This is a genomic window from Corynebacterium pseudopelargi (genome assembly GCF_003814005.1).
GTDB classification, from domain to species: Bacteria; Actinomycetota; Actinomycetes; order Mycobacteriales; family Mycobacteriaceae; genus Corynebacterium; species Corynebacterium pseudopelargi.
Window position 1 is genome coordinate 987,861 of record NZ_CP033898.1, and the last position, 26,680, is coordinate 1,014,540.

25 protein-coding genes are annotated in these 26,680 nt (G+C 57.5%); 20 read left to right on the forward strand and 5 right to left on the reverse strand.

What is annotated here, in order from left to right; genetic code table 11:
- The first annotated feature begins 10 nt into the window (after positions 1-10).
- From dapB to CPPEL_RS04695, 7 genes are all read left to right on the forward strand, one after another.
- Positions 11-754, forward strand: a complete 744-nt coding sequence (gene dapB / locus CPPEL_RS04665) for a 4-hydroxy-tetrahydrodipicolinate reductase (RefSeq protein ID WP_123960044.1) — start codon at positions 11-13, stop codon at positions 752-754.
- A complete protein-coding gene (thyX, locus tag CPPEL_RS04670) occupies positions 754-1,509 on the forward strand; it encodes an FAD-dependent thymidylate synthase (protein WP_123960045.1) in 756 nt (251 codons plus the stop codon). The genes dapB and thyX overlap by 1 nt, the downstream gene beginning before the upstream one ends.
- Before the next feature lie 104 nt (positions 1,510-1,613).
- Positions 1,614-2,519, forward strand: coding sequence for a 4-hydroxy-tetrahydrodipicolinate synthase (gene dapA / locus CPPEL_RS04675; protein WP_123960046.1), 906 nt, complete (start codon positions 1,614-1,616; stop codon positions 2,517-2,519).
- A gap of 2 nt (positions 2,520-2,521) precedes the next feature.
- Positions 2,522-4,606 carry a ribonuclease J gene (locus CPPEL_RS04680; protein WP_123960047.1) on the forward strand — a complete coding sequence of 695 codons (2,085 nt, stop codon included), beginning with the start codon at positions 2,522-2,524 and terminating at the stop codon, positions 4,604-4,606.
- Between the two features lie 191 nt (positions 4,607-4,797).
- Positions 4,798-5,421 (forward strand): TIGR03085 family metal-binding protein, encoded by a 624-nt coding sequence (locus tag CPPEL_RS04685; RefSeq protein ID WP_123960048.1) that lies wholly within the window; start codon positions 4,798-4,800, stop codon positions 5,419-5,421.
- A 75-nt stretch (positions 5,422-5,496) separates the two neighbouring features.
- Positions 5,497-8,604, forward strand: coding sequence for an FtsK/SpoIIIE family DNA translocase (locus tag CPPEL_RS04690; protein ID WP_123960049.1), 3,108 nt, complete (start codon positions 5,497-5,499; stop codon positions 8,602-8,604).
- A 216-nt stretch (positions 8,605-8,820) separates the two neighbouring features.
- Entirely contained in the window at positions 8,821-9,837 is a 1,017-nt protein-coding gene (locus tag CPPEL_RS04695; protein WP_123960050.1) for a TerC family protein, read from the forward strand.
- A 118-nt stretch (positions 9,838-9,955) separates the two neighbouring features.
- Here the strand turns inward: CPPEL_RS04695 and CPPEL_RS04700 are convergent, their stop codons facing one another.
- Positions 9,956-10,264: a YciI family protein gene (locus CPPEL_RS04700; protein ID WP_123960051.1), complete on the reverse strand. Its 309-nt coding sequence runs from the start codon at positions 10,262-10,264 to the stop codon at positions 9,956-9,958.
- A 65-nt stretch (positions 10,265-10,329) separates the two neighbouring features.
- On the opposite strand from CPPEL_RS04700, the gene pgsA reads away from it, so the two are divergent.
- From pgsA to CPPEL_RS04740, 8 genes are all read left to right on the forward strand, one after another.
- The gene (pgsA, locus tag CPPEL_RS04705; protein WP_123960052.1) at positions 10,330-10,914 is read left to right on the forward strand and encodes a CDP-diacylglycerol--glycerol-3-phosphate 3-phosphatidyltransferase; all 585 of its coding nucleotides are present in this window, start codon (positions 10,330-10,332) and stop codon (positions 10,912-10,914) included.
- A complete protein-coding gene (locus tag CPPEL_RS04710) occupies positions 10,911-11,438 on the forward strand; it encodes a CinA family protein (RefSeq protein WP_123960053.1) in 528 nt (175 codons plus the stop codon). The genes pgsA and CPPEL_RS04710 overlap by 4 nt, the downstream gene beginning before the upstream one ends.
- An 8-nt stretch (positions 11,439-11,446) precedes the next feature.
- Entirely contained in the window at positions 11,447-11,764 is a 318-nt protein-coding gene (locus tag CPPEL_RS04715) for a helix-turn-helix domain-containing protein (RefSeq protein WP_123960054.1), read from the forward strand.
- Positions 11,765-11,892: 128 nt separating this feature from the next.
- Entirely contained in the window at positions 11,893-12,750 is an 858-nt protein-coding gene (locus tag CPPEL_RS04720; RefSeq protein ID WP_123960055.1) for a PspA/IM30 family protein, read from the forward strand.
- A 390-nt stretch (positions 12,751-13,140) separates the two neighbouring features.
- Positions 13,141-14,250, forward strand: a complete 1,110-nt coding sequence (gene recA, locus CPPEL_RS04725; RefSeq protein ID WP_123960056.1) for a recombinase RecA — start codon at positions 13,141-13,143, stop codon at positions 14,248-14,250.
- Positions 14,251-14,255: 5 nt separating this feature from the next.
- Positions 14,256-14,849 (forward strand): regulatory protein RecX, encoded by a 594-nt coding sequence (locus CPPEL_RS04730; RefSeq protein ID WP_123960057.1) that lies wholly within the window; start codon positions 14,256-14,258, stop codon positions 14,847-14,849.
- A gap of 44 nt (positions 14,850-14,893) precedes the next feature.
- Entirely contained in the window at positions 14,894-16,435 is a 1,542-nt protein-coding gene (gene miaB / locus CPPEL_RS04735) for a tRNA (N6-isopentenyl adenosine(37)-C2)-methylthiotransferase MiaB (protein WP_281270516.1), read from the forward strand.
- A 63-nt stretch (positions 16,436-16,498) separates the two neighbouring features.
- Positions 16,499-17,125: an Rv2732c family membrane protein gene (locus CPPEL_RS04740; RefSeq protein WP_123960058.1), complete on the forward strand. Its 627-nt coding sequence runs from the start codon at positions 16,499-16,501 to the stop codon at positions 17,123-17,125.
- Here the strand turns inward: CPPEL_RS04740 and CPPEL_RS04745 are convergent.
- Both CPPEL_RS04745 and CPPEL_RS04750 read right to left on the reverse strand, forming a co-directional pair.
- Positions 17,122-18,195, reverse strand: coding sequence for a hypothetical protein (locus tag CPPEL_RS04745; protein WP_123960059.1), 1,074 nt, complete (start codon positions 18,193-18,195; stop codon positions 17,122-17,124). The genes CPPEL_RS04740 and CPPEL_RS04745 overlap by 4 nt on opposite strands.
- Before the next feature lie 19 nt (positions 18,196-18,214).
- A complete protein-coding gene (locus CPPEL_RS04750) occupies positions 18,215-19,567 on the reverse strand; it encodes a DUF349 domain-containing protein (RefSeq protein WP_123960060.1) in 1,353 nt (450 codons plus the stop codon).
- Between the two features lie 171 nt (positions 19,568-19,738).
- Between CPPEL_RS04750 and CPPEL_RS04755 the strand changes: the two genes are divergently transcribed.
- The 3 genes from CPPEL_RS04755 to dapF are packed head-to-tail and all read left to right on the forward strand — an operon-like array spanning position 19,739 to position 22,241.
- The gene (locus CPPEL_RS04755; protein WP_123960061.1) at positions 19,739-20,416 is read left to right on the forward strand and encodes a hypothetical protein; all 678 of its coding nucleotides are present in this window, start codon (positions 19,739-19,741) and stop codon (positions 20,414-20,416) included.
- 5 nt (positions 20,417-20,421) lie between these two features.
- On the forward strand, positions 20,422-21,363 hold the full coding sequence (gene miaA / locus CPPEL_RS04760; RefSeq protein ID WP_123960062.1) for a tRNA (adenosine(37)-N6)-dimethylallyltransferase MiaA: 942 nt from the start codon (positions 20,422-20,424) through the stop codon (positions 21,361-21,363).
- Entirely contained in the window at positions 21,360-22,241 is an 882-nt protein-coding gene (gene dapF, locus CPPEL_RS04765; protein WP_123960063.1) for a diaminopimelate epimerase, read from the forward strand. Before miaA ends, dapF begins: the two co-directional genes overlap by 4 nt.
- Before the next feature lie 15 nt (positions 22,242-22,256).
- Here dapF and CPPEL_RS04770 read toward each other — a convergent pair whose 3' ends face one another.
- Entirely contained in the window at positions 22,257-22,775 is a 519-nt protein-coding gene (locus CPPEL_RS04770) for a hypothetical protein (RefSeq protein ID WP_123960064.1), read from the reverse strand.
- 169 nt (positions 22,776-22,944) lie between these two features.
- Positions 22,945-23,697 (reverse strand): hypothetical protein, encoded by a 753-nt coding sequence (locus CPPEL_RS04775; RefSeq protein WP_123960065.1) that lies wholly within the window; start codon positions 23,695-23,697, stop codon positions 22,945-22,947.
- A 149-nt stretch (positions 23,698-23,846) separates the two neighbouring features.
- Here CPPEL_RS04775 and hflX point away from each other — a divergent pair, with 149 nt between their 5' ends.
- Positions 23,847-25,367: a GTPase HflX gene (gene hflX / locus CPPEL_RS04780; RefSeq protein ID WP_123960066.1), complete on the forward strand. Its 1,521-nt coding sequence runs from the start codon at positions 23,847-23,849 to the stop codon at positions 25,365-25,367.
- A 14-nt stretch (positions 25,368-25,381) separates the two neighbouring features.
- Entirely contained in the window at positions 25,382-26,668 is a 1,287-nt protein-coding gene (locus CPPEL_RS04785; RefSeq protein ID WP_123960067.1) for a uracil-xanthine permease family protein, read from the forward strand.
- Positions 26,669-26,680: the final 12 nt, after the last annotated feature.

A 26,680-nucleotide genomic window follows, 5' to 3' on the forward strand; every position in this document is an offset into this window, starting at 1 on the left:
AGCAAAACTTATGGCTATCAAGGTGGGCGTATTGGGCGCTCAAGGGCGTGTAGGACAAGCAGTAGTCCAAGGTGTTGAGGCCGCAGAAGACCTTGAGCTTTCGGCAGCCCTAGACCGCGAAGATGATCTGCAGGCTCTGGTAGATAGCGGCACCGAGGTGATCGTCGATTTCACCACGCCCGGTTCTGTGATGGATAACCTTGAGTTTTGTATCCGCAACGGCATTCACTGCGTGGTGGGCACCACCGGCTTTGATAGTGAAAGGCTCGATCAGGTTCGCCAATGGTGCGAAGGTGGTAAGGCCAATGTTCTTATTGCGCCCAACTTTGCCATCTCTGCGGTGCTGACCATGAGTTTTGCCCGCCAGGCTGCACGCTTTTTCGAGTCTGCAGAGGTGGTGGAGTATCACCACCCCAATAAGCTCGATGCGCCCTCTGGCACCGCCATCCACACCGCCGAAGGAATCGCGCAGGCTCGTCGACAAGCTGGAATGGGCGCTCAGCCTGATGCCACCGAACAAAGCCTTGAAGGTGCTCGTGGCGCCAACGTCGATGGGGTAGCAGTGCACGCCGTGCGCATGAGCGGCATGGTGGCCCACGAAGAAGTGATCTTTGGTACCCAAGGTCAATCGCTGACGATCCGCCAGGATTCTTATGACCGCACCTCGTTTGTGCCAGGTGTGCTCATCGGCGTGCGTAAGGTAGCGCAGCACGATGGCCTCACGGTGGGCCTGGATCACTACCTCGATATCTAATGGCGAAACAATCCGAACTATCGGTGGAGCTGATTGCCTGCTCGAGCTTTCATCCTCCAGCAGATATTGCATGGCAACGGCCGGCTGAGGCCACCGACGCCGAGGCATTGATCGAATTTGCCGGGCGTGCTTGCTATGAGACCTTTCATAAGCCCAACCCACGAACTGCCACCAATGCCGCCTACCTTCGGCACATTCTCGAAGTAGGCCACACGGCCTTGTTCGAGCACGCCACGGCCACGGTGTATATTCGCGGGCTTTCGCGCTCGGCAACCCACGAGCTCATGCGCCACCGTCACTTCTCCTTCTCGCAGCTTTCTCAACGCTTTGTGCATACCGAAGAAGCAGAAGTGGTGGTCCCGGACCTGATTGCCCAAGACCCTGAGCTACGTCAGATCTTCCTTCATGCAGTAGATGATGTGCGTTTTGTGTATGAGGATTTGCTCCAAGGCCTTGAAGAACGCATGAGTGATGAGCCCAATGCGCTATTGCGCAAAAAACAGGCGCGTCAAGCAGCGCGCGCCATTTTGCCCAATGCCACCGAATCGCGCGTGGTGGTCAGCGGCAATTTCCGCGCGTGGCGCCACTTCATTGGCATGCGAGCCAGCGAGCACGCAGATTTAGAGATCCGCCAATTGGCCCTGGAGTGTTTGAGCTTGCTCAAGCAACAGGCCCCGGTGGTCTTTGATGATTTCGAAGTATCGAAGCTTGCCGACGGCACGTGGATGGCCACCAGCCCCTACGTCACCGACTAATCCACCCATTGCCGGGGTGTGTGCGAAAGGGTGCGAGGATTACTCGCACCTTATTGGGTAGGTCTTCGGCGGTGGCGGGGGAGTACAAGGTACTCTGAATGGTCATGAGCAATGGATTGACGGCAAAGAACGGAAGCGAGCACTTCGGTACCGTTTCCGTAGCAATGGTCACCCCCTTTGATTCTGAAGGCGCACTTGACCTTGATGCTGGTCAGCGGCTTGCCTCCCACCTGGTAGAAGCCGGTGTGGATTCGTTGGTGCTTGCTGGCACCACAGGTGAGTCGCCCACGACCACCACCGAAGAGAAGTTGGCCTTGCTCAAGGCTGTGCGTGAGGTTGTAGGCTCCGGGGTCAAACTCATTGGCGGAGCTGGCACCAATAACACCGCCACCTCAGTGAAGCTCGCCCGCGATTTTGAAGCTGCGGGTGCAGATTCCTTACTTATTGTTACCCCCTACTACTCCAAGCCGAGCCAGGAGGGCGTGTACCAACACTTCAAGGCCGTGGCTGAGGCCACTGAGCTTCCCATTTGCTTATATGACATTCCCCCGCGTTCGGTCATTCCAATTAGTACCGAAACCTTGCTCCGACTCGCTGAACTTGAAAACGTCCGCGCAGTCAAGGATGCTAAAGGGGACATCGCAGCGGCTACCACGCTGATCGACCAGACCGGGCTTGCCTGGTATTCGGGTGACGATCCTTTGAACCTCCCATGGTTAAGCGTTGGTGCAACGGGCTTCATTTCCGTTGTGGGGCACCTTGCTCCCGCCGAGCTGCGAGCACTTCACACATCGTTTAGCGCAGGCGATTTGGTCCGCGCTCGTGAAATTAATGCCAAGTTGGCACATCTTGTAGCAGCCCAGGGACGATTGGGTGGCGTAAGTCTGGCAAAGGCCGGGCTGCGGCTACAGGGTATTGAGGTTGGAGATCCTCGTTTGCCCATCGTTGCTCCTAACGAGGAAGAACTCGAGGCTCTCCGCCGTGATATGGAACAAGCTGGAGTTTTATAAATATGACTGAACCCCGTAACCGCTCTCGTAGGGTTACCCGCAAGGCCGGATCGCCAGAGGCAGAGGTGCCTGTATTCAAAGCACCCGCCCAAGATTCGGCACCTGAGCAACAAAAAGACAAGAACAAAGCCCAAAACGAGAAGAAGCAATCGGCCGAAAAGAAGAACAACGGCCGAGGCCGCGGTAACGGCAAGAACGCTAAAGGCCGTGGGCGAAACAACGGCGGCAATAGCGGCGGAAATGGCGGCAACCGCAACAACCGCAACCAAAACAACGGCGGCGGCAATAACGGTTCCAATAACAACCGTGGACGTCGCAATGTGGTGAAGTCCATGCAGGGCGCCGACCTCAGCGAACGCCTGCCACAGCCGCCGAAGGCACCGAAGAACGGTCTGCGTATCTACGCACTCGGCGGTATCTCGGAAATCGGCCGCAACATGACGGTGTTCGAATACAACAACCGTCTGCTCATCGTGGACTGCGGCGTACTGTTCCCCTCATCGGGTGAGCCGGGCGTGGATCTGATCCTGCCTGACTTCGGACCGATCGAAGAACACCTGGATCGCGTTGAAGCCCTCGTGGTCACCCACGGCCACGAAGACCACATTGGTGCCATTCCTTGGCTGCTGAAACTGCGCCACGATATTCCGATCATCGCATCGAAATTCACCTTGGCCTTGATCGCCGCGAAGACCCGCGAGCACCGTCAGCGTCCGAAGCTGGTGGAGGTCAATGAGCAGTCCAATGTGAATTATGGACCATTCAATATCCGTTTCTGGGCGGTCAACCACTCCATCCCGGATTGCCTGGGTGTGGCTATTAAGACCGGCGCTGGCCTGGTGGTACACACCGGCGATATCAAGCTGGATCAGACTCCCACCGATGGTCGCCCAACGGATCTTCCTGCACTTTCCCGCTTCGGTGATGAAGGCGTGGATCTCCTGCTGTGCGATTCCACCAACGCCACCACACCAGGTGTTTCTGGTTCCGAGGCAGAGATCGCCCCTACCCTCAAGCGCCTGGTAGCTGAGGCCAAGCAGCGCGTGATTCTCGCGTCGTTTGCCTCGAATGTGTACCGCGTTCAGGCAGCCGTGGACGCTGCCGTGGCCGCGGGCCGCAAGGTTGCCTTCAATGGCCGTTCCATGATTCGCAACATGGAAATTGCAGAAAAGATGGGCTACCTCAAAGCCCCTCGCGGCACCATCGTGACCATGGATGATGCAGCCAAGATGGCTCCGCATAAGGTCATGCTGATCACCACTGGTACGCAGGGTGAGCCGATGGCCGCGCTTTCGCGTATGGCTCGACGTGAGCACCGTCAGATTACGGTTCGCGACGGCGACTTGATCATCTTGAGCTCCTCGCTGGTGCCCGGCAATGAAGAAGCCGTGTTCGGTGTGATTAACATGCTGGCCCAAATCGGTGCCACCGTGATTACTGGCAAGGATGCCAAGGTGCACACCTCTGGCCACGGTTACTCCGGCGAGCTGCTCTTCTTGTACAACGCTGCTCGTCCCACCAACGCCATGCCGGTTCACGGCGAGTGGCGCCACCTGCGCGCCAATAAGGAGCTGGCCATCTCCACCGGTGTGGAGCGTGACCGCGTGGTGCTGGCACAAAATGGTGTGGTGGTCGACTTGGTTGATGGCCGTGCCCGCGTTGTTGGGCAGATCCCGGTTGGTCACCTCTACGTCGATGGCGTCACCATGGGCGATATCGATGCCGAGGTGCTCGAAGAGCGTGCCTCCTTGGGCGAAGGCGGCCTGATCTCGATTACTGCCGTGATTGATAACCGCACTGGCCAGCTTTTAGAGCAGCCCAGGGTAGAGGCCAAGGGCTTCTCCGAAGATGCCGTGGCCATGATGCCCGAGATCTCCGAGCTTGCCTTTAACACCATGAATGACCTGGCAGCCGAGGGTGAAAATGATCCTTATCGCATGGTGGGTCAGCTTCGCCGTCGCGTATCGCGCTATGTGGAGCAAACGTGGCGTCGTAAGCCGATGATCATGCCTACGGTGATCCCCATGACGGCTACCGATGTAAAGGCCAATGATCAAGAAATCTACGCATCGCGCGAAAGCCTCTAGCATTTCAAGGCTTGCTGCCTACCTTTAGCTAGAAGGTCTCATACCTCAAGCGTCTCCTGGTTCTGGGAGGCGCTTTTGGTGTGTATGAGCGTCGATTTTTAGCGCAGTGGGCTGGGCAAATCAGCCTTGGTGGGAAAGCCTGCTGCTGTGATTCATGGGGTATTGCTTATATGGGAGTACACTTCGGCACTATGAGTTTTGCTTCCCAAGAACGCCACGCCCTTGCTCAATCCCTGCGTCAATTTGGCCCTGATGCGCCTACGCTGTGCGAAGGCTGGGATTGCCGCGATATGGCAGCCCATCTGTATATCCGTGAGCACCAACCACTTGCGGCTGCGGGCATGTTCTTTGATCGTTTTGATGAGAAGCTCCAAGAGGCCACGAACAAGCAAAAGGCTCGCGACTACGAAGAGCTTGTGGCCGACTGGGAACGTGGCCCTGGAAAGCTCAATCCGATTCGCTATGTGGATGCGTTGATGAATGCTGCAGAGCACTTCATCCACCACGAGGATGTGCGCCGTGCCAATGGCGAGCAGCCGCGTAGCTTCGTTGGTGACGATGCCGAGCAGCTTCACCGCGCGTTGAAGATGACCGCGCCGCGCTTCTTAAAAGCCTCAACCGCCCCGGTGGTGCTTGAGCCAGAAGGGATGGCCAGGGTTGTAGCTAAGGATGAACGCGGTGTGAGTGAGCAGGGCGATCAGGTGGTGCACGTGCGCGGTGCCCTTGGCGAGCTGCTCTTGTGGGTCTTTGGGCGCGATATTGCAGAGGTAGAGATCCACGGACCCGAAGAGGCAATCAAGAGGTCAAGCATCTAGGCTTGTCAAAAAGTTATTGCTGCGCTCGGTGTTGCAAATGTGATTGTTGTGATTTGACCGTCTAGAGTGGAGGGCATGACTGTCAGGAGCTCCACGTCGCCATCGCCAGGATCGAGTCGCAAGAAACGCAGCGGCTCGTCTACGGCTGCCTCAAAAGGTCCAGGCAGGAAATCGACGAGCAACCGCCAACGCGGCAATACCCCCACGACCTCCATGGTGGCCGCATCCCAGCGCGCCGCAGATTCTTCCGGCGAACGCACCGGTTCAGCCTTCAAGCCCGTAGGCCACGGCATTGCATCCGTGTTCGGTGCCACCGCCCGTGGCATGGGCAAGCTCACCAGAGGGGTAGCAAAGCCCTTTGCTCGAAGCCAGGACGAAGAAGCGTCTTCAGAAGAGGATCAATTCAACCCCGCACAAACAACCCGAGGAACCCAGCAGACAAGCGCTGTAGCCAACGAGGGTGAAGATGCAGCCCCGCAACAGATGGACCAGCAGCGCGCCGATGCTATCGGCCTTGCCCTCATCGCGTTCGCCGTGGTGCTCGGCACCTCCGTGTGGCTCAATATCGCAGGTCCTATCGGCGAAGCGATCGCGCGACTCGTCCACCTTGCAATCGGCGCAGGCGCCTTAGTGTTGCCACTCGGTCTGCTTGCCTTGGCCATCGCCTTGATGCTTGGGCACCGCCCCGATGCTCAGGGCCGCACCCGCATCGCCATCGGCACCGCCTTGATCGTTATATCCATGCTGGGCCTTGTGCACGTATTTGCCGGCAACCCCAGCCAATGGTCGCAGCGCATGGAGGCCGGCGGCGCGCTCGGCGCCATCGTTGGCGGGCCTCTGGCAGCAGGTTTTAGCAGCGTAATCGCGGTGCCATTGCTTGTCATTATTCTGTTCTTCGGTGCCCTGAAGGCCTCGGATATCACTGTTCGAGAGCTTGTCGACGCCATCCGCGACTTCATCGCCGAGCGCAAAGATGCCCGAGAGGCCCGCTTTGCCGAAGACGATGACTTCTACGAAGATTCCTATGAAACTGTCGAGGAGCTCGACGGGCTCGACCAGGATGAAGACGACTTTTCACTTCCGTCCTATCGCAGGACTCAAACATCCTATGAGCCTCGCACCGAGGTAGTAGAGCCCACCGAGGTGCTAGATCGCCCCGATTACCGCGGCGCCAGCGAGCGTGTGCAGCCGCGCAATGCCTCGCGCCCCGAGCAACAGCAGCGGATGAGCCCGATGGAGGCATACCCGCTCGACGAGGAACCAAAGCAGCAGACCCTCTTCGGTGCTTCTTCCACGTCACGACCTCCTCGCGATGCCGATACGGAATCCATGCCCGCGGTGGAGCCAACCCGAGTAACCCCGCGTCCACGCAATGCGGCCACGCCTGCGCGCGATGCCGCCTCTGCCATGGGTTCGGCTGCGGCCGCAGGAGCAAGTGCTGCGGCCGTTGGAGCCGGTGCTGCCGGTGCTGCTGCCCAAGCAGCATCCCGTAGCAAAGTCGCCGCGGCAGAAGCCGCCCGCGATGTGGTAGCTGCCGGAAGGAAGCGAGTAGAAGACGCCGCTGCATCTCGCAGCAGCGCTCATGAGCCGAAGCAGACAGCACAGCCAGCAGCGGGCGCAGATAGCAAGCAGTATCAGCTTCCAAGCACCGGCCTTTTGGTTCCAGGTGCTGCAGCCAAGACGCATTCTGCTGCCAATGACCGCATCATCGAGGCGATCAGCGCCGTCTTTGAAGAATTCAAGGTCGATGCACACGTCACGGGCTTTTCCCGCGGGCCAACAGTCACGCGCTACGAGATCGAACTTGGCCCAGGTGTGAAGGTTTCTAAAATCACCAACCTGCAATCCAACCTCGCCTATGCAGTTGCCACAGACAACGTGCGCTTGCTTACGCCAATTCCTGGCAAATCGGCCGTGGGCATTGAGGTGCCAAACGCAGATCGCGAAATCGTGCGCCTGGGCGATGTGCTCAACGCACCTGCGACCGTAGGTGATGATGACCCAATGCTCATTGGCTTGGGTAAAGACATTGAAGGATCCTTTGTCACCCACTCGATTCAGAAGATGCCTCACCTTCTGGTGGCCGGCTCTACTGGCTCCGGTAAGTCAGCCTTTGTTAACTCACTGCTCGTGTCGCTTCTGACCCGAGCCACCCCTGAGGATGTTCGCCTGATCCTGGTGGATCCGAAGATGGTGGAGCTGACCCCCTACGAGGGTATTCCGCACCTGATCACTCCGATTATCACCCAGCCAAAGAAGGCCTCGGCTGCTTTGCAGTGGTTGGTAGAGGAGATGGAGCAGCGCTACATGGATATGAAGTCTGCTCGGGTGCGCCACATCAAGGACTTCAACAAGAAGGTCAAAGCCGGTCAGATCGAAACCCCCATGGGGTCGGAACGCGAGTACAAGCCCTACCCCTATATCGTGTGCGTGGTAGACGAGCTGGCAGATTTGATGATGACCGCACCGAAGGAGATCGAAGACTCCATCGTGCGCATCACCCAAAAAGCTCGCGCGGCAGGTATTCACCTCGTGCTGGCAACGCAGCGCCCATCGGTGGATGTGGTTACCGGTTTGATCAAGACGAACGTTCCTTCACGTCTCGCCTTTGCTACTTCCTCGCTGACCGACTCTCGCGTGATCCTCGACCAGGCCGGTGCGGAAAAGCTCATCGGCATGGGCGATGGCCTGTTCATTCCCCAGGGTGGAAGGCCGCAACGCCTCCAGGGTGCTTTTGTAAGCGATGAAGAGGTCTATGAAGTTGTCGCCGCAGCCAAGGAACAAGGCGAACCCGATTACACCGAGGGCGTGACCGAAGATAAGGCAGCAGAGGCCAAAAAGGATATCGACGCAGATATCGGCAATGACCTCGAAGATCTGCTCCAGGCGGTTGAGCTCGTGGTCACCTCCCAGCTTGGTTCTACATCCATGCTGCAGCGCAAACTGCGTATCGGTTTTGCCAAGGCAGGCCGCTTGATGGATCTGATGGAAACTCGCGGCGTAGTTGGTCCTTCTGAAGGCTCCAAGGCCCGCGAGGTGTTGGTCAAGCCCGAAGAGCTCGACACCATCATCTGGATGATCAAGGGCGCAGATCCAGCCGAGGCGCCCAAAGAAAGCGATCAATCCAATAACGACACCACCACCGTGCAAGCGACGGTCAACCCTACCGGCAACGCCTTCTAGCTTTTCCAAGCGTTGCCGGGTGTGCATCCAAGCCGGGGTTGGGTTACACTTGCCCCTCGACAATTGGAGGGGAGTACCCCGCCCGCGGCATTGATCGTCAACACGGTTGCCAAACCCCCCTCGGGGCGTATGGCCCCGGTCGTGTCGGCTTCGCTTAACCCAAGCGAAGTGGGGGAGACCTCCGGTTTATTGCACAGTTTTTAACCGGAGGATTCAATGGAAGTACACGCCATTACTTGGGTGATTACCGCAGTCGTGCTGCTCGGTTTTATCACCTTCGACTTTGTTTCACATGTGCGCAAGCCGCACGAGCCCACCATGAAAGAAGCCGGCGGCTGGATGGCGTTCTATGTCATCCTCGCCTGCCTATTCGGCGGATTCTTGTGGTACTTCGGCGGAGGTAGCTCTGGAGATCATTCCAAGGGCGTGGAGTTCTTCGCAGGTTATATCACCGAACTCTCGTTGAGCATTGACAACCTCTTCATCTTCGCGCTGATCATTTCCAGCTTCAAAATTCCTCGCGAATACCAGCAAAAAGTGCTGCTCATCGGTATCGCACTGGCATTGATCTTCCGCGGCATCTTCATCGGCATCGGCGCCGCTGCGATCGCCGCATGGTCTTGGGTGTTCTACCTCTTCGGTATCTTCTTGCTCTACACCGCAATCAAACTCATCGTGGATGAGGTGCGCGACGAGGAAGAAACCGAAGTCAACGACATGTTGATGGTCAAGCTCACCCGCAAGATCATCCCCGTGTCTGATGAATTCCACGGCGACAAGCTCTTTAGCAAAGAAAATGGCAAGCGAGTGGTAACTCCTTTGATGCTTGCCCTTGTGTCTGTGGGCTTTATTGATCTGATGTTCGCCTTCGACTCGATCCCCGCGATCTTCGGCTTAACCAAAGATCCATACATCGTGTTCACCGCGAATGCTTTCGCCCTGATGGGCCTGCGCCAGATGTACTTCTTGCTCGACGGTCTGCTGGATCGCCTGGTGTACCTCTCCTATGGTCTTGGCGTGATCCTCGCCTTCATCGGCGTGAAGCTGCTGCTGCACGCCCTGCACGAAAACACCCTGCCATTTATCAACAACGGTGAGCCGCTCCACGTCCCAGAGGTCTCAACCGTCACGTCACTGTTTGTGATTGTGGGCGTGCTCGCCGTCACGGCGATTGCCTCACTGATTAAGTCCAAGCGTGATGAAAATATGGGCGGTGTGCGCCCAAGGAGCTAAAAGCCCGCGCTGTTTAGACCAGGCCCACCAGTGCTGATATTGAAGCACTGGTGGGCTTTGGTTTTTTCTGGCAAGTCACCCCAATGCCGGAAGTAGCAAGGGTTGGAATACGGCGGTGTTAGGCCTCGGCGTGAGGTTCTTTGAACACATTGAGCACCGGGTTCCAGGTGTGGAATGTGCGTGCTTCGAGTGCGCCTTCGAGGAAGAAGGGGTCTTTGTCCATCAACTGCTCGGCGTCGCTGATAGACGAGCCCTCAGGCAGGCGGATCACGATCAGTGCACCACCATCGCCATCGGTATAAGGGCCAGAGCCGATCAGGTTGCCGCTTTCGAGCAATTCACGCAAAAACTCGCGGTGACGCGGGCGAATCTGCGTAATCGCCTCACTGTCGGGGCTGTAGGTGTATTCGATAGCAAAGACGTTCATGGGTGCCATCGTAATGCGAACCAGAGCAATCCGGGTAGGGTACTTCTTAGGAAGAAAGGGGTCCGATGGCCGCGCAAAGCGTGAAGCAACAATCCAATTGGAATCTGCCGAACGTCCTCACCAGTGTGAGGATTATTGCCATTCCGTTGTTTGCCTGGCTGGTGCTAAAAGGCGATAACCTCCACACCGGGTGGATGTGGTGGTCATTCATCGTGTTCGCCTTGCTGATGATCACCGACAAGCTCGATGGCGATATCGCCCGAGCGCGCGGCATCGTCACCGATTTTGGCAAGATCGCGGATCCCATCGCAGATAAAGCCCTAATGGCGGCAGCCCTGCTGTGCCTCAACATCACAGGCGCCCTGCCGTGGTGGGTAACCGTGGTGATCTTAGCCCGCGAGCTCGGCATCACTGTTTGGAGAATGTTCCAACTTCGCGCAGGCCACGTGGTTCCCGCCTCGAAGGGCGGCAAAATTAAAACCACGTTGCAGGCCCTCGCGGTGTCGCTGTACTTGATCCCGCTGCCAAGCTGGCTTGATATCCCGGTCTTTTTGGTCATGCTCGCTGCAGTGGCAGTCACGGTGTTTACCGGTGTGCAGTATTTGGTGGATTCTCAGCAGGCCAAAAAGCCGAAGCGAAACCTTCAATGAGCGATCCTTTTCAAGAATCCATTGCCCGCCAAGCGGCGGTGCTGATCCGCTTGGCTCAGGCTCGCGGCCGCACCATCGCAACGTGTGAATCACTCAGTGCTGGTTTACTCGCTGCGAGTTTGGCTCAAGTACCTGGGGCAAGCTCGGTGCTGCGCGGCGGGCTTATTACCTATGCCACGGACCTCAAAATCTCCCTGGCTAAGGTGGATCCAAGTCTTATTAGGGATCACACCGTGGTGTCTGCTGAAGTAGCAGAGGCCATGGCGCACGGTGCGCGTGTGCGCTGCGAGTCGGACTATGGCATCGCGCTAACCGGAGTCGCTGGCCCTGCCACCCAGGACGGCCACGCGGTTGGCACGGTATGGTGTGGGATTGCCGGGCCTCAGGCAGCCAGCTCACTCAAACTTGGTGGTGTATCCGGCTTGGAAGGTGATCGCAATGAGATCCGGGCGCAGAGCGTGGATTTGGCCATTGATTGGGCGATTGATGTTGTTGGGGAACAAATCTTAGAGCACGCGCGTTAGAGGAAGTGATGATGAAATACACCGCAGTACTTGATAAGCCGGTGGCAACTCCCGCGCGCAAGGCAGTGCCACAACCGCTGTTGCGTGAGGCTCTTGGAGCAGCGCTGCGCTCTTTCCGTGCCGATAAGGGCATCACGCTACGAGAGCTGGCAGAAGCTTCCAGAGTGTCTCCCGGATACCTCTCCGAGCTAGAACGTGGCCGCAAGGAAGTCTCAAGCGAATTGCTGGCTTCGGTATGTAGCGCTCTTGGCACCACCGTTCCCGATGTACTGATCGAGGCAGCGGGCACGATGGCGCTGCGCGATGCAGACTTGGCCCACGTTTAAACCAACCGCACTATTAATTTTGCAGGCCATGTAAAAGCAAGGCCTGCCGGTAGAATGGTGCAAGAAAAATCTCCGCACAACGATGTTCGAAGCCTATGGCTTCGGCGTAGAAAGGCTTGATGAGCTCAATGGCGAATCCTTTTAGCAAAGGCTGGAAGTACCTGATGGCGTTATTCGATAACAAGATCGAGGAAAACGCAGATCCAAAGGTGCAAATACAGCAGGCTATTGAAGATGCTCAGCGCCAGCACCAGGAGCTCTCCCAGCAGGCGGCTGCAGTCATTGGCAATCAGCGTCAGCTAGAAATGCAGCTCAACCGTCGTCTTGGTGAGATTGAAAAGCTTCAGGCTAATACCCGCCAAGCGCTGCAGCTGGCTGATCAAGCCCGTGCGAAGGGCGATCAGCAAAAGGCCGTGGAGTATGAAAACGCCGCTGAGGCATTTGCTGCGCAGCTTGTTACTGCCGAGCAGTCGGTAGAAGATACCAAGCAGTTGCACGACCAGGCGCTGCAGCAGGCAGAATCCGCCAAGAAGGCCGTGGAGCGAAACTCCATGGTGCTGCAGCAAAAGATCGCCGAGCGTTCGAAGCTTCTCAGCCAGCTTGAGCAGGCCAAGATGCAAGAGAAAGTCGCCGAGTCCATGCAGTCGATGAATTCCATCGGCAATCGCGATACCCCGAACCTGGATCAGGTGCGCGAGAAGATCGAGCGTCGTTATGCCAACGCTCTCGGTAGCGCAGAGCTTGCGCAGAACTCTGTGCAGGGGCGCATGGCCGAAGTTGAGCAGGCCAGCGTGCAGATGGCGGGGCATTCCCGCCTGGAGCAGATTCGAGCAGAAATGAGCGGATCGCTAGAAAGCGCACCACAGCAGCAGGCCATTGAGCACCAGGCACAGTCTGCACAAGACAATAAGGCTGAGCAGCCCAACGTGCAGGCCGCTGATGATGCCGTGGCTCGTAAGATGCGTGAATTGCGCGGCGAGGCCTAAAGCCTGTGGCAACGGCGCCCCGTTGAGGGTTCAGGGATTCTGTTAGAAGAATGCTTGGATCGCTTCGGGGCGCTTTCGTCTTTTTGGGGGAAATCTCGAACATTCGGTGTGTTGAATTTCCCAACTTCGAACACAGTTGCTAAAGTGTGGCTGAGAGAAGCTAAGCAATCATGGGTTGTTGGATACAGTCCTCATTGACACCTTAGAAGGAGCGCCGAGTGCTAGCCATGATGCTAAACGCAAGGAATTCTTCTCAAGGGGGAACGCCAAGCGTAGAAACTACGTCTAACTCTTATGTAGGCCGTAGTGCACACTGCGCCTTCGGATCCACAGCAACGTCACGATCAATCTTTTAACGTTACAAAACACACAGCTTCAAGGAGCATAACGATGGCAGCGAAAAAGACCACCAAGGCCAAGGCAAACGACGCAAATAGCCGCCAAAAGGCACTCGATTCGGCACTCGCCATGATTGAGAAGGACTTTGGTAAAGGTGCTGTGATGCGCCTTGGCGACGATAACCGTCCGCCCATCAAGGCGATCTCCTCCGGCAATACCGCGATCGACGTGGCACTGGGCATTGGAGGTTTTCCCCGCGGCAGGATCGTCGAGGTCTACGGGCCGGAATCCTCGGGTAAAACCACCGTTGCGCTACACGCCATTGCGTCTGCGCAGCGCGATGGTGGCATCGCTGCCTTTATCGATGCTGAGCACGCGCTGGATCCCGAATACGCCAGGAAGCTCGGCGTCGATACCGATGCGCTGTTAGTATCGCAGCCCGATACCGGTGAACAGGCCCTTGAAATTGCCGATATGTTGGTCCGTTCAGGTGCCATCGACATTATCGTGATCGACTCGGTAGCGGCCCTTACACCAAAGGCCGAAATCGAAGGCGAGATGGGCGATAGCCACGTTGGCCTGCAGGCTCGTTTGATGAGCCAGGCGCTACGCAAAATGACGGGCGCGCTCTACAACTCCGGCACCACCGCGATCTTCATTAACCAGTTGCGCGAAAAGATCGGCGTGATGTTCGGTTCCCCAGAGACCACCACCGGCGGTAAAGCCCTGAAGTTCTACGCCTCGGTTCGCTGCGATGTGCGCCGTATCCAAACGCTCAAAGACGGCCAAGACGCCATCGGTAACCGCACCCGCCTGAAGGTAGTAAAGAACAAGGTTTCGCCTCCCTTTAAGATCGCCGAATTCGACATCATGTACGGCGAAGGCATTTCCAGGGAATCGTCGATCATCGACATGGCTGTCGATAACGGCATTGTGAAGAAGTCCGGCTCCTGGTTTACCTACGAGGGCGATCAGCTTGGTCAAGGCAAAGAGAAGGTGCGCCTGAACCTGAAGGAAAACCAGGCCTTGGCCAACGAGATCGAGACGAAGATCTTAAAAAAGCTTGGCATTGGTGAGTTCGCCAACCAACAGGATGATTTAAGCGATGAGCCGATCGATATGGTTCCCAACGTCGACTTCGACGATGAGGACGAAGCCTAAGGTCGATGGCTACGTTCGAGGAGCGGATGGCCACCGTACAGGCCGCATTCGAAGACTATGAGCGAAACGGCAGCGAGCTTTTCGACGTCCCCCGTGAGGAGCACAAAGCAAAAGTTCGCCACCGGGCGCTGCTTCTGCTTGACCAGCGGGCACGCTCGCGCCACGAGCTTCAGCAACGCCTGCTTGCGCTCGAATTCGATGCAGCGCTAGTAGATGAGGTCTTAGATGATCTCACCAAAAGCAAGCTCCTCGATGACGCCACCTTTGCCAAGGAATGGGTGCGCCAGCGGCATGAACGCCGCGGAAAATCCCGCACGGTGCTCAACCGCGAACTCATCACCAAAGGCGTGCCCGAGCATCTGCGCCACGAAGCACTGGATCAAATTGATCAGGAAAGCGAAGATGCACTCGCGTGGCGCCTTGCCCAAAAGAAGGCGCGAAGCATCAAATCCATCCCAACATCCAGGGCGGAATACGACAAGAACCTACGCAGAATCCTAGGAGTGTTGGCGCGTCGAGGCTTCCAAGAATCCGCGGCTTTTGGCATTGCCAAACAAAGCCTGGAACAACGAATTGAGCAGCTACGAGAGCAGGCCTAGTGTCGTTTAGGGCTTCTTAGCCAAGCTGACTACAATGGCCACTCGTGTCACAGCCCAATAGCATTTCTCTAGCCCCATCCTCCGAACAAGCACAGCCACGCACCTATGAAGTGCGCACCTTCGGCTGCCAAATGAATGTTCACGATTCCGAACGCCTTTCGGGTCTTCTAGAAGATGCTGGCTATGTGCAATCCCAGGGCGAGCAGGCCGCCGACCTGGTGGTGCTCAACACCTGCGCGGTGCGCGAGAACGCTGATATGCGCCTATACGGCACCCTCGGGCATCTGCGCGCTGCCAAAGAAGAGCACCCGGGAATGCAGATTGCCGTTGGCGGTTGCCTTGCGCAAAAAGACAAAAACACCGTCGTCGAAAAGGCTCCCTGGGTAGACGTCGTTTTTGGCACCCACAACATTGGGTCGCTGCCGGTGCTTTTAGAGCGTGCACGCCACAACCGTAAAGCCCAGGTAGAAATTGTCGATGCCCTCGAACAATTCCCATCCACCCTGCCGGCTAAACGAGAATCGGCCTATGCCGGCTGGGTTTCGGTATCGGTGGGCTGTAACAACACCTGTACCTTCTGCATCGTGCCTTCGCTCAGGGGCAAAGAGGTAGATCGCCGCCCAGGCGATATCCTCGCCGAGGTGCAGGCCTTGGTGGATCAGGGCGTGTCCGAGGTGACGCTGCTTGGCCAAAACGTCAATGCCTATGGTGTGAACTTCGTGGATCCGGATATGGAGCGCGATCGCTCGGCATTTTCGAAACTCCTGCGTGCCTGTGGTGAGATCGAAGGCCTAGAGCGGGTGCGCTTTACAAGCCCGCACCCGGCTGAGTTCACCTCGGATGTCATCGATGCGATGGCAGAAACGCCGAATGTTTGCCCCAATTTGCACATGCCTTTGCAGTCGGGATCAGACAAGGTGCTCAAAGAGATGCGCCGTTCGTACCGCTCCAAGAAGTTCTTGGGCATTCTCGATGAGGTTCGCGCCAAGCTGCCTCATGCAGCCATCACTACCGACATCATTGTCGGCTTCCCTGGTGAAACCGAAGAAGATTTCCAGGCCACCCTCGATGTTGTAGAACGCGCACGATTCAGCTCCGCGTTTACCTTCCAGTACTCGCCGCGCCCAGGTACGCCTGCCGCCGAGTATGAGCAGCAGATTCCCAAAGAAGTGGTGCAAGAACGCTATGAGCGCCTCATTGCTTTGCAAGAGCGCATCAGTTTGGAAGAAAACCAGAAGCTCGTTGGTAGCGAAGTCGAGCTGCTCGTTCAAGCCGATGGTGGCAGGAAGAATAACCGCACCCACCGTGTCAGTGGTCGTGCGCGCGATGGCCGCCTTGTGCACTTTAGCCCTGTTGGCGCCATCGATACTGAGGTGCGCCCCGGCGATGTTGTCAAGGTTGAGATCACCGAGGCGAAGCCGCACTTCCTTATCGCCGATGGGGGAGTGTTGCACCACCGTCGCACCAAGGCAGGCGATATGAGTGCTGCCGGCAAGGTGCCGACCACGGCCCCGGTGGGCGTTGGTCTTGGCATGCCAAAAATCGGTGCGTCGAAAGCGCTAAAGTCTCAGGGGTGTGGCTGCTAGGTTTTCTAGCCGATCAGCCGGGCTCATCACATCGCAATGTGCACGAAGAAAAGGTAGGAAAGCATGGATTACGCAGCAGCGGAAAAACAAGCGGCAAAAAAGATTGATTTGCGGCACTACCGCTGGTTCATGCTTGCATCGCTGATTGCCTTTGTCCTTGGCCTGTTGCTTTCGCACTCAGGTGATGTTCGAGGCCTAGATGTGTTGCTGCAAAATCAGCGCGCTGAACAAGGCGATGTTCGCATTGCAGAGACGATCTTCGTGCTCTTTGGCACCACTGCTGCGGTGGTGCTCAACGCCATCGTGCTGATCACCCGCCGAACCGCGGTGGCGAATATCCAGTACCTCATTGGTGGCATCGCCTTATTGTTCTCGTTGTTTGCGCTGTGGATGCGTTTACAAAGCAAGGAGATCGACGGTTCCACCGGCATCGGTATTGGGCTCATGCTTGAGGTAGTGGCCATTATCGTGCTGATTTACGCAATGAGCTGTGTGATCTTTGCCAGGAGCGAAGAGCAGCGCACTGCCGCCGCCATGCGTGCAGAGCACAATGAGCTTGATTCTGTGGGGCTTGCGCAGCAAGAATCCATGCGTTCTAGGGGCGTTGATCCGGCTGAGTCGAATCCCTTGCTTATCGACGACCGCCGCAAGCGTGCCGCCGAGAAGCATCAACGAAGCGCTGAGGACTAAGCCTGATAATCCACGCGCCCCTCAAGCGCGGTCCAGGTGGTTTGGGGCTCAAACCCGAGGTGCTGGTTAATCTTGAACATGCGGTGATTATCAATAGCGATTTCGCTGCACACCCTGCGCACCTCCGATAGGTGCTCACGCACACCTGCAAAGAGCAAAGTCTTAAGCTTTAAGCCCAAACCCTTGCCGCGGGCTTGCTCATCCAGCACGGTGACACCCTGCCACGCAACGCTGGCCTCACCAGTGCTGTAGCGAACCACCTCGCTATAGCCAATTACCTTCTGTGCATCGAGCAACACCACCCCAAGGGATTGATTGCCGCGATCGCGAAGCACTTGAGCAACGCTGTGAATCCGCTCCGGGTTCCACGGGGCGGGTTCGGTGCTCAAACCGCCATGGGGCACATCCTGATCTGCAACCTCTAACAGGCGGGCCACACCCGGTATGAGTGCATCAGGGAATTGGAAATCGTGAATGAACACAGCTTCCAGCGGTGCTTCTAGGGGCGCCGGTTGTGCTACTGCGGCAACATCGATCCAGCCGTGAGTTTCCTGCAACTTCGGCTCGAAGCCTTTGTCGCGCAGCATTGCGGCCAGCCACGCCATGGTGCGGTGCTGTTGTTCATCGGCAATCCAGGTGTGCAGGATCTTCCTGCCAGAGCGTTTGGCATGGGCGACGGTGGCGTCGAAAAGCTGGAGCATAATCGCCTGGGCTTCGGCATCTGGTTGTTCTTCAGGCAGCGGCTGCAATTCAGCATTGAGCACGATCTGGAAGTCCAAGGTGTTGGTATCGGCGCGCAAGGGCTCGGAGATTTGCACGAAACCCAAGGCGAAACCGGGTGGATCAACCGCTGGCTGAGGCTGAGTATCTTCCTCGCTGAGCATATAGATGGTGGTGGCGGTTTCCGGTGAACATCGCAAGGTCTGAGCCACGGCCTCGGCGGTGGTAGATAGCGCGGTATCTCCGCTGAGATCTTGGCTTAAGAGATTGGCGGAAAACACGAAAGACCGGAGCGCATCACCTACGTCGGTGTGTGGCTCCGGTGCAATCAGGCGAAAGAGCGTGGGCATAGCCCCCAATGCTAGTGGATTAGCGGTCGGCTACTGCCTGTTCGGCGGCATCGGCCCACTCCTGCCACTGCTTTGCTTGCTCGCGCAGTTGCTCAGCCTTCTTATTTTTACCCTTGGCCTCAGCCTGCTGTGCTTGCTGCTCAAATTCGGCTACCTTCGCGCGGAACTGCGCTGCACGAGCCTGGGCTTCAGGGTCGGTGCGACGCCACTGCTGATCTTCAGCACCGGCGACATCGCGTTCGATCTTCGCGATCTTATCTTCGAACTCTCGGATGCGAGCACGCGGCACAAAACCGATGGATTCCCACTTTTCTTGCAGCTCGCGAAGCTTCTCCTTTGCGCCTTCCAAATCAAGGGCTGGGTTGATCTGCGGGCCGTAGATCTCCAGCAGCTCGTCTTTGGCCTTGGCGTTATCTTCAAACTCGCGGTCGCGCTCAGCCTGCACGGCATTGCGGGCGCTGAAGAAGGTATCCTGCGCGGCCTTGAAGGAAGCCCACAGCTTATCGTCTACCTCGCGCGGTGCGCGGCCAGCCTTGCGCCACTGATCCATGAGATCACGGAAGGCGCGGGCAGTTTCATTCCAATCGGTGGAATCCTTGATTGCCTCGGCCTGCTCAACTAGAGCCTCCTTGGTGCGCTTCGCGGCGGCGCGGCCACGGTCGAGCTCTGCAAAGTGGGTGCCACGGCGACGATTAAAGGCATCGCGTGCACGCGAATAGCGCTTCCACAACTGATCATCGGTCTTGCGATCGATGCCGCGGATGCCCTTCCATTCCTCCAGAATCGCGCGGATGCGATCGCCGGCGGCCTTCCATTCAGTGGAATGCTCGGCAATGTCCTCGGCTTCTTTAGCGAGTGCTTCCTTTTTGGCAATGGCAGCTTCTCGACGTTTCGCCTTTTCCACCTTTGCCTGTTCGCCGGCATCATCGGCGTGGTCAATGATGGAGGCAAGCCTTGCATCGAGGGCGTCGATATCGCCGATCACGGCTGCGTCATCTAAGCCATCTCGAAGCTCCTGGGCAAGCTGCTTGGTGTGCGCCGCATCCCCGGGGTGGGTTTGGAGGCGCGTTTCAAGCAGCACGATCTCGGTGGCGAGATCCTCATAGCGCTGCGCATAGTGGCGCAGCCCCTCTTCTGGGGTGCCTGCCTGCCAGGAGGCGATTTGGCGCTCGTTATCACCACGGCGCAAGAACACATTGCCTTGATCATCCACACGCCCAAAACGAAGTGGATCATCTCCGTGTGAATGAGCAAACACACCAGGGGTGGGCGTGTGGTGGCTCTTTGCGTGCTGACCGGGCACAGGTCCTGGCTTCGGGCCTGGGTGCGCACCCGGGCGCGGACCTGGTTTGGGTGTGTTGGACGTTGTCATGATCCTGCTTCCTGTTGCGTATGAACGTGCCACGCGGCGCGGCTGCCAATGGTGCACCTACCTACACGCAGGTATGTACACCAGCGCTCCAGTAGCACTGGACGTGCACTGGATCCCATACTCAATTTACCTGCTCGCGCACATTCATGTTCACTGCTTAGGATGGTTTGCGTGATCAATTCTGAAAGTGCTGCATCCGGCGGTGAGGTAGTGGTGGTTTCGGGTAGCCCCGCCCAAATTCCTGCCCTTGCCCCCAACCACGCGCCCTCACATGCGCTGGTGCAGGCAACACTAGAGGCACTTCGTGGCGCTTTGGCGCGGCATCCTTCACGCATTGTGGTGGTATCGCCTCGCAATCCACAGTGGTACACCGCTCATGAGGGAAGTTTCCGCGCCTGGGGCGCACCGGATGTTGTGGTAGCCAAAGGCCACTACCTTGGCGATCTTCTTGCCATCTGGTTGCTGGAGCAGGCATCGCTTCGCAACGACTTCCCCCTAGGTCCCATTGAATTTGCCGATGCCATAGCCTTAGGCCCCGGTGTATTAACCGTGGTGGTAGCCGATGGCTCTGCTGGGCTTCACCCCAAGGCGCCACTGGCACAGCTCGACGGTGCAGCAGCAACCCAACGTTGGTGTGAGGACCTCCTCGGTGCTGAGTTGCCTGATGCAAAAAGCGCGGATGCGCTGGCCAAAGGTGGCGTGTTCGAGCCAGATATGTGGTTGGAGCTGTATCGCTGTGCGTCAAGCCCCGGTGCTGCTGATTTCAAGCGCACCCTGGTGTATCGCGAGCACAGTCTTGGCGTAGGTCGCTGTGTAGCCTGGTGGAGTCGAGAAAGAAAGGCCAAATAGCAACCGTGCAGCAACAGCGCCATCAAGAGCAAGGTGAAGCTCAAGATCACCTCACCCCGATCGCAGTCATTGGGCCTACTGCCTCGGGTAAATCAGCACTCGGCATCGCCTTGGCTCAGCATCTTGGCGGAGAGATCGTCAACGTGGATTCCATGCAGCTATATCAGGGCATGGATATCGGTACCGCCAAACTCATGCCCGAGGAACGCGAAGGTATTGCCCACCACCAGCTCGATGTGTGGAAGATCAGTGAGCAGGCCTCGGTGGCGCGTTATCAACACGATGCCATTGCAGATGTAGAGGCCATCCAAAGCCGCGGCAAGGTGCCTATTCTCGTCGGTGGCTCAATGCTGTATGTGCAATCGCTTATCGACGATTGGCGTTTCCCACCCACCGATCCCGCTGTTAGAGCCAAATACGAGGCTCGTTTGCAGCAGGTGGGGATTAGCCAATTGCATCGAGAATTAGCAGAGCTTGACCCCCAAGCCGCCAGCATCATTGAAGATCAAGATCCCCGCCGCACGGTTCGCGCGCTGGAAGTAATCGAGCTAACGGGTAAGCCATTTCAGGCCAGCCAGCCACCAAAGGATGCCCCGGCACGCTGGGGCACCAGGCTTGTTGGGCTGAGCACTGAGCCGCAGTGGCTCAACCCCCGCATTGAGCAGCGCACCGCGATGATGTTTGAACGCGGTTTTGTCCAAGAAGTAGATGAGCTTTTAGCAGCCGGGCTCAAGGCTGATTCCACCGCGGGGCGCGCGATTGGCTATGCCCAGATCTTGGCCGCAAAAGCAGGCGAGCTTGCCTGGTCTGAGGTACAAGAGCGCACGGTAACCGGCACGAGGAAGTATGTGCGACGCCAGCGTTCCTGGTTTAGAAAAGATCCACGCGTGCAGTGGATTGATGCCAGCGGCGACACACTCGAACAAGCACTAGAATTACTGCAATGACGAACGAATCGCTACCTCACACCCTGCCTTTTGCCAAAGGCCACGGCACGGAAAATGACTTCATCATCCTCGATGACATCGACGCGCAATTGCCTTTAGACCCAGCCACGGTGGCCGCCCTGTGCGATCGCCGCGCAGGTATCGGCGCCGACGGGCTGCTTCGAGTAGCCCGCGCCGGTGCACTGCTTCGCGCCGGTGTGCTCGAGCACTTAGAAGAAGGCATTGAAGCATCCACGATGTTCATGGATTACTACAACGCCGATGGCTCCACCGCCGAGATGTGCGGCAATGGCACGCGAGTGTTTGCGCACTGGGTGGCGCTGCAGGGCTATGAGCAAGACCGGGAATTTGTGGTTGGCACCCGGGCTGGGGCAAAGCCGGTGGTGGTGCACGAATATAACGACACCAGCGCCGATGTCTCTGTGGAGATGGGGCAGGCAGAAGTCACTGGTTTATCTACCTGCACCGTAGGTGCCCAGCACTTTGCGGGCTTGGGTGTTGATGTGGGTAATCCTCACCTGGCCTGCGTGATCCCTGGCCTCGATGCACAAAAGCTGGCCGAAATTGAGTTGAGCCAACCGCAGATCGATCCGGAATTCTTCCCCCATGGGGTGAATCTGGAAATTTTGACGCCCCTTGCACAAGGCCGTACCCACATGCGCGTATTTGAACGCGGCGTAGGCGAGACCAGAAGCTGTGGTACCGGCACCGTTGCTGCTGCTCGCAGTGCGCTTGCCGATGCAGGCGCAGTAGACGGCGAGGTGACTGTGGTGGTACCTGGGGGAGAAGTGCAGGTGACCCTAGATGGAGAGCGCTCGGTGCTTCGAGGTCCTTCTGCCTTGGTGGCAACTGGCACGATCCACACCGCCACCCTTTAGCGGGAGCTAAAAGCGCTAGGGCGAGAGTTTTCTCGCCGTGTGGCGCGCCTGGTTCCAGGAGTGCTGGAGCTCTGCCGCCCGGCGGTCGGTGGCTACCAGCAAACGCTCCAGGTGTGCCACAGAGACATTGCCCTCGAGCCGGGCCTGGACGCGGGCGCAGAAGCGTTCGGCAGTTTTACGCGTCTCGTGGAATTGCTTGATTTCAGGCACCGTTCTGGATTCATCTGCAAGGGCAGGGCGCAAGAGGGTGCGATCGGCCACCTCCTCTGCGTCTTCGCTTTGCCCGAAGCGTTCGTATTCGGAGATCACGCGCTGGATATCTTCTAAAGACAATGCGAGGGAGGCTCGCACCGACTTGATTTCCTGGGAGTCCGGTCGGAACTTCAATCCAGCAATACTCACGCCCACCAAAATCGCAGCAAGCAACACGCCTTGGGTTTTAAGCACCACGATCAGGCCCACACAGATAGGCAGAAGTGCCCAGAGCAGCCAGCGGGGCTGCTTGGGTTCTTCGGGAAGATAACGATCAGGCATGGTGTGCAATGCGAGAGATGGTGGATTGTTGCATATCGGGTTAAACGGCACGACTGCCGGAATTGTTCCGGCAGTAGGTGTGTGTTTGCTTAGAGCATAAACAATAAAACCAGTGCAGCAGAATTGCTAACGCAACATGGCTGCACAGGTGCTGAACACTTGGCGGAAATTAGTGTCCACCGCAGCCGCAACCACCAGAGCCACAGCCGCCGCCACCGCAGCCACCGGCGGCAGGTGCTGCCACGGCACCGGTCATCACCGCGCGGCCTGCGATCACGCTGCCTCGTTCCGGTACTGCTTGATCAGCCGGCATGCACACGTCAAAGGGGAATCCGCCGTCGACGGTGACGTGGATGAATTCTTCGCCGCTGAGCTCATTGCGCCTGAGCCCGGCGCTTAACACACGAGCGCTAAAGCGTGCGGCTGCATCGGGGGTGCGGGACCCATCGCCAGCCATGATCACCTCGGCGCCCTCGCTGTGGAAGGTGCCAAGCATTTCGCCCTCGGCGGCCTCGAAGGCCTCGGGGGAACTATAGGTGTGGACCTCGTCGGCCAAGGCGGTGACTCCGAGCTCCTGCCAACGCTGCTCGGGTTCGTCGATAAGCAAGGGGCCTTGGGCCAGGTTGAGGGTCAGCAGTGCGATTTCTTGATCGTTGTAATCAACGATCTGGCACAGGGCCAAAACGTCATCGATCATGGAGATGTGCGCGAAGCACTTGGTAATCGATTCAAAGCCCGCGAAGGTGGCAAAGGGCTCAACAGCCAAAATATTGATCTGTGCGCCGGAAGGATCGGAGTATTGAATGAGCTGGCCGCCACGAACCTCGCCGGTAACGCTGAGGTTTTCTGTGGCAATGGCGGCTTCTACCGCGTCTTGCCACTTGGGGTAATTCATACCGATGCTTCGCAGGTCTGTGCTCATAGCAATCGAGTTTAGCCCCGAGTGTTGCCGTTAAAAAACTTGGGCGGGGCGCAAGAAGGCAGTGTTTGGCGCGGTGCGTTCGTCAGCAGCGAACATGGATGCATCCACCTAGCCAAACCGCCAGGTGCATGCAACAATGAGCCTTAATAATGACGAATCACACCCCTGAATCAGTCGAGCGTTTACTCGACCAAGCATTTGCAGATCACCGCCCGACCTCAAAGCCGGAGGATCCCGGCCGCGATGAATCCGGGCTTTTAAGCACCGAATCCCATACGCCCACGGTGGGCGAACTCGACCTTGAAGCGCGATCTAGCCTTCGAAGGCTCAGCAGGGGATCGAGCATTCATGCCACCGATCAAGACGATGGCTATGACGTGGAGTATCGAAAGCTCCGCCTTGAGCGCGTCATCTTGGTTGGTGTGTGGACGCACGGCACCACCGCAGAGATCGAAGCCACCATGGAAGAGCTCGCCGCGCTGGCAGAAACTGCCGGTTCCGAGGTTGCAGAGATGCTCTACCAAAAGCGCGATAAACCAAACCCGGGAACCTATATCGGCTCCGGCAAGGTAGCGGAATTGCGTGACATTGTGGCAGATACCGGCGTGGATACGGTGATCTGCGATGGTGAGCTCAGCCCCGGCCAGATGATTGCATTGGAAAAGGCCTTAGACGTTAAGGTGATCGACCGCACCATGCTCATTCTGGATATCTTTGCCCAGCACGCGAAGTCGAAAGAGGGTAAAGCCCAGGTGGCGCTGGCGCAGATGGAATACCTCATTACCCGCGTGCGTGGTTGGGGCGGTGCCCTTTCGCGCCAGGCTGGCGGCCGAGCAGGTTCTAATGGCGGTGTGGGTTTGCGTGGCCCCGGTGAAACCAAAATTGAGGCCGATCGCCGTCGCCTGCGCTCAGATATGGCCAAGCTGCGCAAAGAGATCCAGTCAATGAAAACGGCCCGCGAGGTCAAGCGCTCGCAGCGTCGCGGCTCCACCATCCCGCAAATCGCCATCGCCGGCTACACCAATGCCGGAAAATCTTCCTTGATTAATGCGATGACGGGCGCGGGTGTGCTGGTTGAAGACGCCCTCTTTGCCACCCTGGACCCCACCACACGCAGGGCAAAGCTTGCCGACGGCCGCGCCGTGGTCTTTACCGATACCGTCGGCTTTGTTCGGCACCTTCCCACCCAATTGGTGGAAGCATTCCGCTCCACGCTGGAAGAAGTGGTGGAAGCAGACCTCGTGCTGCATGTGGTTGATGGTTCCGATCCTTTCCCACTCAAGCAGATCGAAGCGGTCAACGGTGTGGTGGCGGAGATCATCCGCGAGCTCGATGTGCCCGCACCGCCGGAAATTGTGGTGGTAAACAAGATCGATCAGGCTGATCCTTTGGTGCTGGCGGAATTGCGCCACGTCTTAGATGATGTCGTGTTCGTCTCTGCCAAAACTGGTGAAGGCATTGCCGAATTAGAAGCCCGCGTAGAGCTGTTTTTAAATAGCCTCGATGCCCACGTTGAGCTTTTGGTGCCCTTTACCAGAGGCGATGTGGTGTCCAGGGTGCATACCTATGGCACGGTGTTAAGCGAGGAATACTCCGAGCACGGCACCGTCATCGATGTTCGCCTACCCCAGTCGCTTGCCGCAGAGTTGCAGGAATTCCTTCACACCTAGAACAATATTGCCCCGTGAGTAGCTCTTCATGGGGATGGACCCTGCACGGTGACGGAAAAACAATTGCTCCAGGCGCAGTAGTGGCGCCTGAAGAGCGATTGAGCTGGTCTCGAACGATCGGCATCGGTATGCAACACGTGATTGCAATGTTTGGTGCCACGCTGTTGGTGCCCACCCTCACCGGATTCCCGGTGAACACAACACTGCTGTTTTCGGGCATTGGCACCATGGTGTTTTTGCTCATCACCCGCAACCGGCTGCCATCGTATTTGGGTTCTTCCTTTGGGTTTATCGCACCCTTGATGGCCACCCAAGGCGAGGGCATCGCAGTACAGCTCGGTGGTGTGGTTGCTGCAGGTATCACGTTGATGGCAGTGGGCTTTGTGGTGAAAAAGGCCGGTAAACGAGTCTTGGACTTGGTCATGCCACCGGCGGTTACTGGCGCTATTGTCGCTCTGATCGGTTTAAATCTCGCACCCTCTGCTGTGGGCAACTTCCAGGCCCAACCCCTCGTTGCGGCTGTCACCATGATTTCCATCTTGGTCATTACCGTCGCAGCCCGCGGGATGTTGGCGCGTTTGGGCATTTTGGTGGGTGTGGTGATTGGCTGGGTATTCGCCGCTGCCACCGGCAACCTTGCTGAAGGTTCTAAAGAATCGATCGCCGCGGCTGATTGGGTGGGTCTGCCGCAATTCCACACTCCTGAATTCACGGCCTCGGCGATTTTGATCACCTTGCCTGTGGTGATCGTGCTAATCGCTGAAAATGTCGGCCACGTGAAAGCCGTAAGTGAGATGACGGGTAGGGATCTTGATGATCTCGCCGGAGATGCACTCATCGCCGACGGCCTGGGCACCACCTTGGCTGGTGGCTTTGGTGGCTCTGGTACGACCACCTATGCAGAAAACATCGGTGTGATGGCTGCAACCAGGGTCTATTCCACCGCCGCCTACTGGGTGGCTGCTTCCACTGCCGTTATCTTGGCCTTCATCCCCAAATTCGGGGCCTTGATCTTTAGTATCCCTCAAGGCGTATTGGGTGGCGCTGCGATGGTGCTCTACGGCTTGATCGGCATGCTTGGTATTCGTATTTGGCAGGATAACCGCGTGAACTTTAATAACCCGGTCAATCTCACTGCCGCGGCCGTGGCGTTGATCGCCGGTATTGGCAACCTCACCTTGCACATCGGCAGCATTGAGCTCGAAGGCATTGCCTGGGGTTCGGTGGGCATTATCGTGGGCTATCCCTTGCTCAAGTGGCTCTACATCCACGTAGGCGAAGGCAAACAGGCCAGATGGTAAGTGCCTGAATAA

Bases quoted from the DNA above. Each gene is read 5' to 3' on its own strand.
- dapB (WP_123960044.1), top strand. From the start codon at position 11: ATGGCTATCAAGGTGGGCGTATTGGGCGCTCAAGGGCGTGTAGGACAA.
- thyX (WP_123960045.1), top strand. From the start codon at position 754: ATGGCGAAACAATCCGAACTATCGGTGGAGCTGATTGCCTGCTCGAGC.
- dapA (WP_123960046.1), top strand. From the start codon at position 1,614: ATGAGCAATGGATTGACGGCAAAGAACGGAAGCGAGCACTTCGGTACC.
- CPPEL_RS04680 (WP_123960047.1), top strand. From the start codon at position 2,522: ATGACTGAACCCCGTAACCGCTCTCGTAGGGTTACCCGCAAGGCCGGA.
- CPPEL_RS04685 (WP_123960048.1), top strand. From the start codon at position 4,798: ATGAGTTTTGCTTCCCAAGAACGCCACGCCCTTGCTCAATCCCTGCGT.
- CPPEL_RS04690 (WP_123960049.1), top strand. From the start codon at position 5,497: ATGACTGTCAGGAGCTCCACGTCGCCATCGCCAGGATCGAGTCGCAAG.
- CPPEL_RS04695 (WP_123960050.1), top strand. From the start codon at position 8,821: ATGGAAGTACACGCCATTACTTGGGTGATTACCGCAGTCGTGCTGCTC.
- CPPEL_RS04700 (WP_123960051.1), bottom strand. From the start codon at position 10,264: ATGAACGTCTTTGCTATCGAATACACCTACAGCCCCGACAGTGAGGCG.
- pgsA (WP_123960052.1), top strand. From the start codon at position 10,330: ATGGCCGCGCAAAGCGTGAAGCAACAATCCAATTGGAATCTGCCGAAC.
- CPPEL_RS04710 (WP_123960053.1), top strand. From the start codon at position 10,911: ATGAGCGATCCTTTTCAAGAATCCATTGCCCGCCAAGCGGCGGTGCTG.
- CPPEL_RS04715 (WP_123960054.1), top strand. From the start codon at position 11,447: ATGATGAAATACACCGCAGTACTTGATAAGCCGGTGGCAACTCCCGCG.
- CPPEL_RS04720 (WP_123960055.1), top strand. From the start codon at position 11,893: ATGGCGAATCCTTTTAGCAAAGGCTGGAAGTACCTGATGGCGTTATTC.
- recA (WP_123960056.1), top strand. From the start codon at position 13,141: ATGGCAGCGAAAAAGACCACCAAGGCCAAGGCAAACGACGCAAATAGC.
- CPPEL_RS04730 (WP_123960057.1), top strand. From the start codon at position 14,256: ATGGCTACGTTCGAGGAGCGGATGGCCACCGTACAGGCCGCATTCGAA.
- CPPEL_RS04740 (WP_123960058.1), top strand. From the start codon at position 16,499: ATGGATTACGCAGCAGCGGAAAAACAAGCGGCAAAAAAGATTGATTTG.
- CPPEL_RS04745 (WP_123960059.1), bottom strand. From the start codon at position 18,195: ATGCCCACGCTCTTTCGCCTGATTGCACCGGAGCCACACACCGACGTA.
- CPPEL_RS04750 (WP_123960060.1), bottom strand. From the start codon at position 19,567: ATGACAACGTCCAACACACCCAAACCAGGTCCGCGCCCGGGTGCGCAC.
- dapF (WP_123960063.1), top strand. From the start codon at position 21,360: ATGACGAACGAATCGCTACCTCACACCCTGCCTTTTGCCAAAGGCCAC.
- CPPEL_RS04770 (WP_123960064.1), bottom strand. From the start codon at position 22,775: ATGCCTGATCGTTATCTTCCCGAAGAACCCAAGCAGCCCCGCTGGCTG.
- CPPEL_RS04775 (WP_123960065.1), bottom strand. From the start codon at position 23,697: ATGAGCACAGACCTGCGAAGCATCGGTATGAATTACCCCAAGTGGCAA.
- hflX (WP_123960066.1), top strand. From the start codon at position 23,847: ATGACGAATCACACCCCTGAATCAGTCGAGCGTTTACTCGACCAAGCA.